Genomic DNA, 12966 nt, shown 5'->3' with positions numbered 1-12966 from the left:
GCAAATTAGCTGCTTTCTGCTGGTTGTAACTCAAAAGGGGCAGACGCATAAGGCTGACCATTGATAAACAGATGCAGCTGATGTGGCCCCGGATAGTGTTTGCGGGTGGTCATGTCGACAAAACGATAACTACGTTGCAATTGCAATTCGGGTTCGGTGACTGTGCGTTCTAACAGCTGAAATACTTTGTGCCGGATGTTGCCATTTTTACCGGCAAAGTCGATGGCATATTCCAGCCGCAGTTTGCCAAGCGGCGCCTGGCTTTGCAGCTGCACCTGAAACTGCAGTGGCTGGCCCATCTGCACTGTGGCGCTGTCAAGGCTCAGGCTGGCCTGCAGGGCGGGGGTTTGATAACCAAACAAAGCGAGCGCCTGGCTGTGGCGCTTTTTCAGCAGAGTACGTAAGGCATGTTTGATGATCCAGTCGGTTTTGTCGCTGTGCCCTTGCCAGCGGGCAGCCAGCGCCAGCACCAGCCCGGGCTGGTCTTTACTGATGTCATTGAGGTTATTGGCTACACTGCGGCGCACATAATCCGACGGGTCTGCTTTGAGTTTTTCCAGTATCGGCAAAATCGGACTGGCATCCCGTTGTAAGGTTTTTAACGCTGTGCCCCAGGGCAAACGTGGCCGGCAACCTTCACTGGCAAGGCGACGCAGGTGATGGTTGTCGGCATCTGCCCATATCAGCATTTGGTCTAAGGTTTGTGTCGGATAACGCTGGATAAAAGGCCTGATGGCAAATTCGCTGGTGGAAAAACAAGTGAAGTGGCCCAGTGCATCCAGCGCTATGTCAGGTTGTTGTAAGCCAAATTGCGCCACAACTTCGGGGAAAATAAAACCCGGAATACCGCCAAAATGGCTGCTGACCGGTTTGAGCACGGCGCAGGCCTCACCGAACGGCAAATCCAGCGTCTGATACAAACAGCTGGCGGTGCGGTTGATGCGTTGTTTCAGTTCAAGCGCGTGAAAATCGTCATTGAACTCTTGTAAAAAAGCCGCGGTATCAAAGGCTGGATAATACTGCTGACAACGCGCCGCAATGGCGTTTAACAAAGTGCTGTTGATTTGTTCTTTTAGCAGCGCGGCGGCCATGGTGCTTACAGCATGGCTTCAGTGGCAACCTGATTGCGGCCGCGTCTTTTGGCTACGGTCAACACCTGGCTGGTGCGCGCCAGAAACTGATGCCAGTTTTCTTCCGACTGATACAAAGTCACACCCAGCGAAATAGTCACTTTGGGCAAGGCTTTTTTGCTGCGCGATGACACAAAACGCAGTTTTTCCACACCGCGGCGCACCTGTTCGGCAATTTCGCTGGCGGTGCGTAAATCCACATCCGGCAGCAGAATTAAAAACTCTTCCCCACCGGCACGCACTGGTAGGCCACTTTCCTGCACATAAGCACTGATTTTTTTTGCCACTTTCGACAGGATCACATCACCGATATTAAAGCCATAATCGTGATTAAACTGGCGGAAATGGTCGAGATCAACGGCAATTGCGGCAATGCGGCGTTGTGGGTCCTGGGTCAGCCAGTCATCGACGTGTTCCTGCATACTGAGCCTGTTATACAAGCCGGTCAGCGCGTCTACCTGACGGCTTTTTTTCAGCTGCTCCAGCTCAGTGCGTAAAATCTGGCTTTGTTCCGCTGAGTGTTGCAGCTGATCACGTAATTTTTCCTGGCTGCTGCGAAGCTCAACAGTGGCATCCATCATACGTTGCATGGTGATTTTAGGGTCAACCAGGCTGTTGCTGCTCAGCAGCTGCATGCCTTGATCCAGCACTTCAAGATATTCATTGATGGTTTCACTGGCAAGATCGGCGGTACCGCTTAACTTGCTGACAATCTGGTTCACTCTGTTGACCAGTTGTTCGTTTTCTTTGCTGGTGGTGACGATGTAATTGCTGTAAAGCTCAATCATCACAAAGTCATCAAAATGGACGCGGGCTTCGAGCTTCTGTTCTACGGTCTGGCATAAGGCAGCGTGAACGCCACTGATATATTCGTAAGCAACGGTGAAGTTTACCGGGTGTGCTGCCAAACGATGCCGCTGCAAAAAAGCCATTGCAAGAGCAGCTTTTTCGCTCGCCTGATCGATTGAATCCTGATACATCATGCCAAGTAAAACTCCAATGGATACTGCATAGACTTAGCGCAAATGAATGCCCTTATGTTACGTAAATGCCGGTTGAACGCAAGGGTTGGCGCGCATCTTGAGCTTCTCGCATCTTTAAAATAACGACAGCGCTGCCATACGCCAAGATTTTTTTTAAAAATTGTGGTTTTTTTACAAATTTATCAGCTGTTTGCTGCTTTTTGCTCCGGCTTTGCCCAATTTGCTGATATAAAATCGGCTCAAACGGCAATTTTGTCAGGCGGGCGGTTTCGTCGCTACGTAGAGAATTGTATACAATCAGCTGGCCACTTCTCTTTGGGATCTTTTTATGAAACGTAAACTACTGGTGTTGTTTTGCGCCGCAGCTTTAACCGCCTGTGCCAATCAGCCGTCTGCGACCAGCACAGACTTTAATACTTTTGCCGATAAAATATGGCAACAGGCACAGGAGATAAGCCCGCGCAGTGAAACCAGTCTGCCGGATATGTCACCGCAAGCGCTGGCACTGGCTGATGAAAAAAGACAACAGCTGCTGGCACAATTAAAAGCTGTGGATCTGAGCGCGTTGACAGAACAGCAGCAGATCAACCACGCGATTTTAGTGTACCGGCTGCAGAATGATGTCGATGAGTACCGTTACGGTGCACATTATATGCCGTTGACCGCTGAGTCTGGTTTTCACAGCGATCTGACCTTTATGCTGTCGGGTGCTGCGCTGAAAAGCAAAAAAGATGTTGAGAACTACCTGCAGCGCCTGGCGTCCGTGCCCAAATATATGCAACAACAAACGCAGTGGATGCGCGAAGGTTTGGCCAAAGGGTACACCCAGCCCAAAGCAGTGCTGCAAGGATATGCCGAAGGCATCAGTTCTTTTATTACCAAAGACGCCGGAGAATCGGTGTTTTTCCGGCCGTTACAAAAACCTGTAGCCGGTATGACTGAAGCCGAGTGGCAGCAATACCAGCAGCAGGCAAAAAACCTGATCAACAAAGAGATTTTCCCGGCTTATCAGCAATATCATGACTTTTTTGTGCAGCAGTATTTACCAGGCGCACGCGACAATATCGCCGCTATCGCCCTGCCGCAGGGCGCAGAGTTTTACCAGAACCGGCTGGAGCATTACACCACGCTGAAGATGACACCGGCACAGGTGCATCAGATAGGGTTGAATGAAGTGGCACGGATCAGGGCTGAAATGGCTAAAGTGATTAGTGACACCGGCTTTAAAGGCAGTTTTGCCGAATTTATTCAGTTTTTACGTACTGACAAGCAGTTTTATGTCACAACACCGGAGCAACTGCTCAAAGAAGCGGCCTATTTGTCGAAGAAGATCGATGCCCAGTTACCAAAACTGTTTAAAAAATTACCGCGCACCCCTTATGGCGTGGAGCCGGTACCAGCCGAAATTGCACCCAAATACACCACAGGCCGTTATGCCGGTGGTCGTGGTGACGGTGAGCCTGGTTTTTATTGGGTAAATACCTATGCACTGGACCGGCGTCCGCTGTATGAGCTGGAAGCCCTGACTTTGCATGAAGCAGTACCAGGCCATCACTTGCAGGTAGCGCTGGCGAACGAACAAACGGATTTGCCTTCTTATCGTCGCAGTTTTTACACTTCAGCTTTTGGCGAAGGTTGGGGGTTGTATTCTGAATATCTGGGACTGGAAGTTGGCTTTTATCAGGATCCTTACAGTAACTTTGGCCGGCTGACCTATGAGATGTGGCGTGCAGCACGACTAGTGGTGGATACCGGTATGCATACAATGGGCTGGACCAGACAGCAGGCGATCGACTTTATGGCCAGTAACAGTGCTTTGTCCTTACACAATGTCACCACAGAAATTGATCGTTATATCAGCTGGCCGGCGCAGGCGCTGTCTTATAAGCTCGGCGAAATCACGATCAAACGCTTAAGAAAACAGGCTGAGCAAGCGCTTGGCGCCGACTTTGATGTACGGGAGTTCCATGACACCCTGCTGCAAAACGGCAGCCTGCCACTGCCGATTCTGGAGCAGCAAATTAATAACTACATCAAACGGAAGCAAAAAACCTAATACTCCACGCCAGCACGCCTGTAGTGAAATTCGCGCAGGCGTCGTTGGATTGTGGTTACGCAGTGTTATACTCGGCGCCGTGTTTGATGCACGGCGTTTTTCTGTGCTGATTTCAGACTGGATTGCTTGTCGGATATTCTGAGTTGTATATGTGGACTTTGTTGATATTTATTGTTTTTTTTGTCGTTGTTGTGCTGCTGGTCATTAAAATTGACAGCTTGAGCAAAGCACATAAACGTATGGTAATGGAATACAAACTGCGGGATCAGGAATCTTCGCATATCCAGCAATTGACCTATGAACTTGCCGAAGAAAGTTGCCAGATCCTGTTACAGCAACTGCTGCACGAGAAAATCAACAGCCGTTTGCCAGCCAGTGAAGTGTTTTGTATTGAGACCTTATGTCAGGCTATTCCAATGATTTGCAAAGAACTGGTGCAAAAACAGCAGTCATTGCCACAGGCGCTGAAAAAATACTGCAAACGTAATTTAGCGGTGGAATATTCAGAACTGGAAGCTTTTATCAATCGCCATGGGCGCTTAATTCAGGGTTGGCAGAAAAACTCATTGGCTGGTTATCTGCAGTTGTGTCAGTCGGGGGTTATGCTGGTAAAAGAACAAAGTTATAAAGAAATTGGAAAAACACCACGTCCGTTGTCGGAACCGGCCTGAACTCACTAGCTCAGTTTTATTTAATGCCGGATGACCACTTTAGGTTCGGTATCAATCTGACCATCCTGATCTACTGCAGCAATCCGGTCGCCGGCACGCAGTACTGCCAGACTAAAACTTGGACTGCGGCGCACAAAAGCGAGCTCATAACCAAAACGTTGCAATTCAGCGACTGAAAATTTTTGCGCCATATTCAGCTCATTCCAAAAATAATTTACATCTTTGGTCTGATCACGACGTTCTTGAAGTAGTGCTGCCATCTGTTTTACTCCTTCTCAGGACTACACCTGCAAGCAGGCTGCATGGGTTGTTTATACTCTATGCTCTGGTTAAAAAAAGTACAAGCTCCAATTCCTCTTTTGTTACCGGCATTACAGATAACCTGTTGCCCTTTTTCAGTAACTGCATCTGAGACAGGGCCTGGTGTTGCCTTAATTCATCCATTGTGATGATTTTTCTGAACTTTTCTACTAACTGCACCTGCACTGCATACCAGGACCAGCGCTCAGCACTCGCTTTGGCGTCGTAATAAGGGCTACGCTGCTGAAACTGGCTTGGATCAGCAAAAGCTGTTGCCGATACTTTGGCAAGACCGGCTAAACCAATTTGCTTACAACTTGAATGATGGATCAGCACAAGGTCACCCAATTGAACCTGATCCCGCAGGAAATTTCGCGCCTGATAATTACGCACACCTTCCCACACCACTCCATCCGGCGCTGCGGCTATATCATCAATACTGCATTCATTGGGTTCGGTTTTAAACAGCCAGGCCATGTGAATGGCTCCTTTTTGCAAGCTGGCGCGATTATGCCGTGCTTTTTGCCTTGCAGCCAGCCGCTTTACTTTGATTTCTGCGTTATTTGCGTCAGATTTCTTTGGGTATGCTGTGATACCTCTGTTTTGCAGTTTTGACAGCACTGCTGCACAATGCTGCATTCTGTCAGCATTTTTGGGGGTCATGATGAGCCAGGTGTTAGCCGATTTATTGTCGTTATTAAAATTGGAAACTATCGAGTTGGGGTTGTACCGTGGCCAGAGTCAGGATTTAGGCTTTAAAGCGGTGTTTGGCGGTCAGGTGATGGGGCAGGCATTATCTGCAGCCAAAGAAACTATCCCGGAAGATCGCAAAGTGCATTCGTTTCACTCTTATTTTTTGCGCCCGGGTGACGCGTCCCGGCCTATCGTTTATGAAGTAGAAAATATCAGGGATGGTAAAAGTTTCAGTACCAGACGCGTCAGCGCTATCCAGTTTGGCAAGCCCATTTTTTATATGACGGCGTCTTTTCAGGCCGATGAAGTAGGTTTTGAACATCAGGATTTAATGCCGCAGGTGCCGCCACCGGAAGAGTTAATTTCAGATCTGGAATTTTATCGTGAGCACGCAGACCTGATTCCGGAAAGCTTACGCAGTAAGTTTATCTGTGAAAAACCTATTGAGATGCGCCCTGTGGCCTTTCACAACCCGTTTAAACCCCAGGTGAGTAACGCCAAACGTTATGTCTGGTTTAAAGCCAACGGCGCTATGCCTGACGATTTACGAGTGCATAAATATCTGCTGGCTTATGCCTCAGACTTTAACTTCCTGCCAACAGCGCTGCAGCCACATGGTAAGTCTTTTATGGCGCCTAATATGCAGGTGGCCACTATTGACCATGCCATGTGGTTTCATCAGGATTTTCGCTTTGACGACTGGCTGTTATATGCGGTGGACAGCCCGAGTGCTTCCGGCGCCCGAGGTTTAGTGCGCGGACAGTTTTTTAACCGCGCCGGGGTGTTGGTGGCGTCCACCATGCAGGAAGGTGTGATTCGCAGTTACGACAAAGCCCGCAACGAATAAACCGCAAGACTCCGGCTTAGCCGGAGTCTTTATTGGCGGTAATTTGCTGAATACTTTGCAGCACTTCAGGTTGTAATAAAGCGTTAACTGTAGATAGCAGCGGCTGGAAATTCTGGCCACTGGTCAGCTGGTATTGTTCATCAAGCTGGATATAGTGCGCTTCTTTTAGGGCATTCACCAAAGTGGCAAACAGTTGCTTGTCGTGATATTCCGGCGATTCAATGCCATGCAGCTTTAACAAACGCTGCGCCAATTGCTGGCTGTGTTGCTCCAGCTCAGCGCGCTGAACAGGTGCTTCCAGCGCTATTAAGTTCAGCACCATGGCATACCGCTGCAAAATGGCATCGCTGTTGTGCGCCAACAGTTGCAGTTGATGATAAGCCGGGTTTTGGCTATCGGTACACTGATAGCTGTGCTCCACTTCTTCAATCATTCCCTGTTGCTGCAAAAACGCCAGCACCTGACCAACATAACAGCTCAAATCATCGGATGCTAAAAACAGTTCCTGCTGTAACAGCGGTTGTAGCTGCTGGCAGATATTCAGCAACTGCATTTTGCTGAGGCTACGATGTTGCAGCAGTGCAGTGGCCAGCAAGGCTGGGATCACAAACAAATGACTGACGTTATTGCGGTAGTAGCTCATCACAACGGCTTCTTCAGCACTGAGCTGAATTAAATCGCCAAATTCGTCCTGTTGCAGATGAATTTTGTGTAAGTCCAGCGCATGTTGTACCAGGTTGCTGCCATTACCCTCCGGCAGGGTAACAGAGGCGTGGTAGGGCGCCTGTTGTTGCAAAGCCAGATATAAATCCAGCTGCGCCACCAGCGCTTTTCGGGTCAGTACATGCTGTTCTGTTGCCAGTAAAGTAGTGGCAATCAGATTAATCGCATTGAGCGCCGCTGTCTGATTCACTTTGGTCATCACTTCGTGTGCCAGTTTAGCCACCACAGGGTTCAGCCATTGTGGTTTTTGTGGTTCAACAGGGTTAATACTCTGACGCCAGTCAGGGGCATGTTGTTGCAAATAACTATTCAGGGAAATCGGCTCGCCAAAGTTGACATAACCATAGCCGTAGTCGCGCAATTGACGTATTGCCTGCAGTATACCCAAAGCCGACTCTTTGGTTTTGGCCGAGCCTTTTAGTTCACGCAGATAAGTACTGACTTCCATCACATGTTCATAACCCAGATACACAGGCACCAAAGTGACAGGGCGGTCGATGCCGCGCAGCAAGGCTTGTACTGTCATGGCCAGCATGCCGGTTTTTGGCTGCAATAAACGTCCGGTGCGGCTGCGGCCACCTTCACTGTAGTATTTAACGCTGTAACCTTTGCGGAATAACTGTGACAGATATTCGCGAAATACCGCTGAATACAATTTATTGCCGCTAAAACTGCGGCGGATAAAAAAGGCACCGCCACGGCGGAAAAACTTCCCGACAGGCCAGAAATCGAGGTTAATACCGGCGGCGATATGGGGTGCCGCCAGACCCTGCTGGTAAATCACATAACTTAATAATAAATAATCCATATGGCTGCGATGGCAGGGCAGGTACACCACTTCATGGCCACGCTGGGCTAAGTCGCGGATGACTTCAGCGTTATGAATTTTGATACCGCTGAATAATTTACGCCACAACCAGCTTAATAAACGATCGCCTACCCGTAACGTGGACTCGCGGTAATCGGCAGCAATTTCTTCCAATAACTTACGCGCTTCCACCCGCGCTTGTTCCAGGCTTATATTTTTGCTTTTGGCTTCATCGGCGATGGCTTTTTTCAGAGCTTCTGAGCCCAGCAGTGCATTAAAAAGCGCGGCACGGTTCGGCTGACGTGGCCCGGTCGCGGCCAGTTGCTGGCGGTAAAAGTGAAAACGTGCCACCCGTAATAATTTGTGCGAGCTTTCTTCGCTGGCACCATGCTCGGATGCCATGTCTTTTAACGAAACGGCACGGGAAAACTGCACCAGGGTATGACGGCCGGAAATCAGTACCACAAATAACTTGCGCAGCCAGCCTGGCGCTGCAGCTTCCCCTATCACAGATTTAACACTGGCTTCTTTGCCGGGCGCACGGCCCCAACTGATGGCGACCGGCACCAGTTGTGCATCCTGATCCGGCTGATTTAAATGGGCCTGCAGTAATTTTTGCCCTTGCTGCAATGCCAGTGATGCTTTGGCTGTGCCCCACAAAGGTGTGGGTTGTTGTAAAAACAAAGTACGCGGCAAACTCACATTACCAATGTGAACCTGTTCGGCAGGATCAGGTAATCCCAGTTGCAGACAGGCGCGTTTGAGCGTAGCCAGATCGCTGGCAGAAGCCACTCTGCTGATATAAAACAGCGGCTTATTCAGATTTAATTCAAGGCTACTGGCCGGTTGGGCCGGAATGATTTTATATTTTACCAGCGGCCTTAATGGCCATTGTAATACACTGGCAAACCACTTTAATCGCGCGAACATAGGTTACCTGCAGTCAAAAACAGCCGGCTAAGATACCATGGAATGAAATTCCCGCCAATTTCGCACAAATTTGCTCATTTTCTGTAATTCCCCGCTTGGCAGGCTGAAACTCACTGTATATACTCCCAGTATTCACTGTATAGGCATTCAGCATCATGCGACCACTTACTCCAAGACAAGCCGAAATATTACAACTACTTAAGGATTATCAGGCGCAGTCAGGCATGCCGCCAACGCGGGCCGAAATTGCCAGTCAGCTGGGTTTTAAATCGGCCAATGCCGCTGAAGAACATTTAAAAGCACTGGCAAAAAAAGGTTTTATCGAAATGATGCCGGGCACTTCGCGTGGCATCCGATTGCTGGAAGATGATGATGTGGTGGCCAATGAGCCTGAATACAGTGGTTTACCCCTGATTGGCCGTGTGGCTGCGGGTCAGCCAATTCTGGCCACTGAACATATCGATCAGTATTACCAGCTTGATGCCAACCTGTTCCATCCGGCAGCTGATTTTCTGTTAAAAGTCTCGGGCATGAGCATGAAAGACATCGGTATTATGGACGGTGATCTGTTGGCTGTGCACAAAACCACGGAAGCCCGACAAGGTGAGGTCGTGGTGGCCAGAGTGGAAGATGAAGTAACAGTGAAACGTTTCAGGCGTGATGGTCAATTTGTGTACTTACACCCCGAAAATAGCGACTTTAATGTGATAAAAGTGGATTTAACGCAGCAGTTTTTTGCAATAGAGGGTTTGGCTGTTGGTGTTATTCGCAACCAAACCTGGTAAAAAATGCGGATAAAAGTTAAATAAACTCAATATGTTTCTGTTAAAAGCACTGGTATGACCTGATTGGTTTGCCGGTGCTTTTTGCCTTCTGGGGTTTACAGATCAGGCTTTGTGGTCAATTCTTAGCCTGTGCCCAATAAAAACATAGTTCGGTCGTAGTTTAAGTAATGGGTACTTGTGGGATTACATAATAAAAAACAATAAATTGCAGAACAAGATGCGGTGAGTGGGTTGTAGTGTCTGGTTCTGACAATTTGCTAATTATGCAAAATGACAGAGGAGACGTTACGTGGCGAAAACGAGTCGTTATCGCTGCTCGCTGCTATCCTTGCTGTTTGTCGAAATGGCTTCTGCCGCAGAAATGCCCCTGAATATGACTCAGGGTGTTACTGATATCAGTCAGCGGGTATATGACCTGCATATGACGATATTTTATATCTGCTGTGCAATTGGCCTGGTGGTGTTTGGCGCTATGTTCTGGGCCATTCTCCATCATCGCAAGGCAAAAGGAGTACAGCCGGCACAGTTCCATGAAAGCACCAGAGTTGAGATTCTCTGGACAGCTATCCCCGTGTTCATCTTAATCATCATGGCTATTCCGGCCACTAAAACCCTGATTGCGATGGAAGATACTACTGATGCTGAAGTGACAGTGCTGGTCACTGGGTCGCAGTGGAAGTGGCATTATAAATATCTCGACTATCCGGTTGAGTTTTATTCGCTGCTGGCGACACCGCAAAAACAAATCAGCAACAAAATAGCTAAAGGTGAAAACTATCTGCTGGAAGTAGATAGGCCTCTGGTGATCCCTACCGGTAAAAAAGTTCGCTTTTTAACCACTTCTGATGACGTGATCCACTCCTGGTGGGTGCCGGCCTTTGCCGTGAAAAAAGACGCTAATCCCGGTTTTATCAATGAGTCCTGGGCCAAAGTGAATGAACCTGGCATCTATCGCGGCCAGTGTGCCGAGCTTTGTGGCAAGGATCATGGTTTTATGCCGGTGGTGGTGGTGGCAAAAGAGCCGGCAGAATTTGACGCCTGGATCAAAGAACAAGCTGATATTCAGGCCAAAGCCAAAGCTGCTGAACAGGAACTGCTCGCCATGAATATGAGCATGGATGAAGCCATGGCTCTGGGTGAAAAAACCTATCTTGGTTATTGTGCAGCCTGCCATCAGGCCGGTGGCGGTGGTTTACCCGGCGCTTTTCCGGCACTCAAAGGCAGCAAAATGGCGACAACGGCTGAAGGTAAAGCTGCTCATATCGACATAGTGCTCAATGGTAAAGCGGGTACTGCAATGCAAGCCTTTGGTAAGCAACTGACTCTGCAGGAAATTGCGGCAGTTATTACCTACGAGCGAAATGCCTGGGACAACAATACCGGCGATCTCATTCAGGCTGCTGAAATTCACGCCGCCAAAACCGGTAAAAAGGAGTAGCAGATGAGCACAGTGACTCATGATCACGACACTGCGCATCATGGTGAACACCATCATCATGCGCCTTCAGGGTTAAAACGCTGGTTATATACCACCAACCATAAAGATATCGGCACCTTATATCTGCTGTTTGCGCTAACGATGTTTTTTATCGGTGGTGCTATGGCTATGGTGATCCGTGCTGAGTTATTTCAGCCGGGTTTACAGCTGGTGCAAGCTGACTTTTTTAATCAGATGACCACAGTCCATGGCCTGATTATGGTATTCGGCGCCGTAATGCCGGCCTTTACCGGGCTTGCCAACTGGTTAATTCCAATGATGATTGGCGCACCTGATATGGCGCTGCCACGGATGAACAACTGGAGCTTCTGGATTTTGCCATTTGCTTTTGCCATTTTGCTGGCATCTTTGTTTATGGAAGGCGGCGGGCCTGGTTTTGGCTGGACTTTCTACGCCCCTTTATCGACTAAATACAGCGGTGACAGTACGGCACTTTTTGTGTTTTCTGTGCATATCATGGGTATTTCGTCGATTATGGGCGCAATTAACGTTATTGTGACCATTTTTAACCTGCGTGCCCCAGGCATGACCTGGATGAAAATGCCGTTGTTTGTCTGGACCTGGCTCATTACTGCCTTTTTGCTGATCGCGGTGATGCCGGTTTTGGCAGGTACTGTCACTATGGTACTGACCGATAAGTACTTTGGTACCAGCTTCTTTGATGCTGCAGGCGGCGGAGACCCTGTGTTGTTCCAGCATATCTTCTGGTTTTTTGGTCACCCGGAAGTCTACATCATGATTCTGCCAGCCTTTGGCATCGTCTCCAGCATAGTGCCTACTTTTGCCCGCAAACCGTTGTTTGGTTATGCCTCTATGGTGTATGCCACTTCAAGTATCGCTTTGTTGTCATTTTTAGTCTGGGCGCACCATATGTTCACCACCGGCATGCCGGTGTTTGCTGAACTGTTTTTTATGTATTGCACCATGCTGATTGCAGTACCAACCGGGGTGAAGGTGTTTAACTGGGTCGCCACTATGTGGAAAGGGGCAATGACCTTTGAAGTGCCGATGATGTTTGCGCTGGCCTTTATAGTGCTCTTTACCATTGGTGGTTTTTCCGGTCTGATGCTGGCCATTACACCGGCAGACTTCCAGTACCACGACACCTATTTTGTGGTGGCACATTTCCATTATGTACTGGTGACAGGGGCGATTTTCTCCATTATTGCCGCTGCTTATTACTGGCTGCCGAAATGGACAGGCCACATGTACGACGAGACGCTGGGGCAATGGCATTTTTGGTGCTCGCTGATTTCTGTCAACATGTTGTTTTTCCCGATGCACTTTGTCGGCTTGGCCGGTATGCCAAGGCGGATCCCGGATTACGCACTGCAATTTGCTGATTTTAATGCCTTTATCAGTATTGGTGGCTTTGCCTTTGGCCTGTCACAACTGTTGTTTGTCTGGGTACTGGTGAAATGTATTAAAGGTGGCGAAAAAGCGACTGATCAGGTGTGGGAAGGGGCTGAAGGGCTGGAGTGGACTCTATCGTCACCACCGCCTTATCACAGCTTTACCACACCACCGGAAGTGAAGTAGGAG

At 48.8% G+C, this 12966-nt stretch carries 11 protein-coding genes; 6 read left to right on the top strand and 5 right to left on the bottom strand.

Annotated elements, in window-relative coordinates:
- Positions 1-5 precede the first annotated feature (5 nt).
- Together N3Z11_RS15540 and N3Z11_RS15535 are read right to left on the bottom strand one after the other, a co-directional pair.
- Positions 6-1091, bottom strand: coding sequence for a DNA alkylation repair protein (locus N3Z11_RS15540; RefSeq protein WP_260658115.1), 1086 nt, complete (start codon positions 1089-1091; stop codon positions 6-8).
- Positions 1092-1096: 5 nt separating this feature from the next.
- The gene (locus tag N3Z11_RS15535; protein WP_260658114.1) at positions 1097-2113 is read right to left on the bottom strand and encodes a GGDEF domain-containing protein; all 1017 of its coding nucleotides are present in this window, start codon (positions 2111-2113) and stop codon (positions 1097-1099) included.
- 328 nt (positions 2114-2441) lie between these two features.
- Here N3Z11_RS15535 and N3Z11_RS15530 point away from each other — a divergent pair, with 328 nt between their 5' ends.
- Positions 2442-4169: a DUF885 domain-containing protein gene (locus N3Z11_RS15530; protein WP_260658113.1), complete on the top strand. Its 1728-nt coding sequence runs from the start codon at positions 2442-2444 to the stop codon at positions 4167-4169.
- 149 nt (positions 4170-4318) lie between these two features.
- Positions 4319-4840, top strand: coding sequence for a hypothetical protein (locus N3Z11_RS15525; protein WP_260658112.1), 522 nt, complete (start codon positions 4319-4321; stop codon positions 4838-4840).
- 20 nt (positions 4841-4860) lie between these two features.
- On the opposite strand, the gene N3Z11_RS15520 is transcribed toward N3Z11_RS15525, so the two are convergent.
- Complete coding sequence (locus N3Z11_RS15520; RefSeq protein ID WP_260658111.1) at positions 4861-5100, bottom strand: hypothetical protein; 240 nt, start codon at positions 5098-5100, stop codon at positions 4861-4863.
- Positions 5101-5158: 58 nt separating this feature from the next.
- Entirely contained in the window at positions 5159-5617 is a 459-nt protein-coding gene (locus N3Z11_RS15515) for an EVE domain-containing protein (protein ID WP_260658110.1), read from the bottom strand.
- A gap of 187 nt (positions 5618-5804) precedes the next feature.
- On the opposite strand from N3Z11_RS15515, the gene tesB reads away from it, so the two are divergent.
- On the top strand, positions 5805-6680 hold the full coding sequence (gene tesB, locus N3Z11_RS15510) for an acyl-CoA thioesterase II (protein ID WP_260658109.1): 876 nt from the start codon (positions 5805-5807) through the stop codon (positions 6678-6680).
- A 16-nt stretch (positions 6681-6696) separates the two neighbouring features.
- Here tesB and plsB read toward each other — a convergent pair whose 3' ends face one another.
- The gene (gene plsB, locus N3Z11_RS15505; RefSeq protein ID WP_260658108.1) at positions 6697-9141 is read right to left on the bottom strand and encodes a glycerol-3-phosphate 1-O-acyltransferase PlsB; all 2445 of its coding nucleotides are present in this window, start codon (positions 9139-9141) and stop codon (positions 6697-6699) included.
- 155 nt (positions 9142-9296) lie between these two features.
- Between plsB and lexA the strand changes: the two genes are divergently transcribed.
- The 3 genes from lexA to ctaD all read left to right on the top strand — a co-directional run bounded on the left by lexA (position 9297) and on the right by ctaD (position 12963).
- Positions 9297-9926 carry a transcriptional repressor LexA gene (gene lexA, locus N3Z11_RS15500; RefSeq protein WP_260658107.1) on the top strand — a complete coding sequence of 210 codons (630 nt, stop codon included), beginning with the start codon at positions 9297-9299 and terminating at the stop codon, positions 9924-9926.
- 289 nt (positions 9927-10215) lie between these two features.
- On the top strand, positions 10216-11364 hold the full coding sequence (coxB, locus tag N3Z11_RS15495; protein WP_313771364.1) for a cytochrome c oxidase subunit II: 1149 nt from the start codon (positions 10216-10218) through the stop codon (positions 11362-11364).
- 3 nt (positions 11365-11367) lie between these two features.
- Positions 11368-12963: a cytochrome c oxidase subunit I gene (gene ctaD, locus N3Z11_RS15490; protein ID WP_260658106.1), complete on the top strand. Its 1596-nt coding sequence runs from the start codon at positions 11368-11370 to the stop codon at positions 12961-12963.
- Positions 12964-12966: the final 3 nt, after the last annotated feature.

Source organism: Rheinheimera sp. 4Y26 (genome assembly GCF_025245835.1).
Lineage (GTDB): Bacteria > Pseudomonadota > Gammaproteobacteria > Enterobacterales > Alteromonadaceae > Pararheinheimera.
This window is presented reverse-complemented; position numbering and strand designations above follow the sequence as displayed.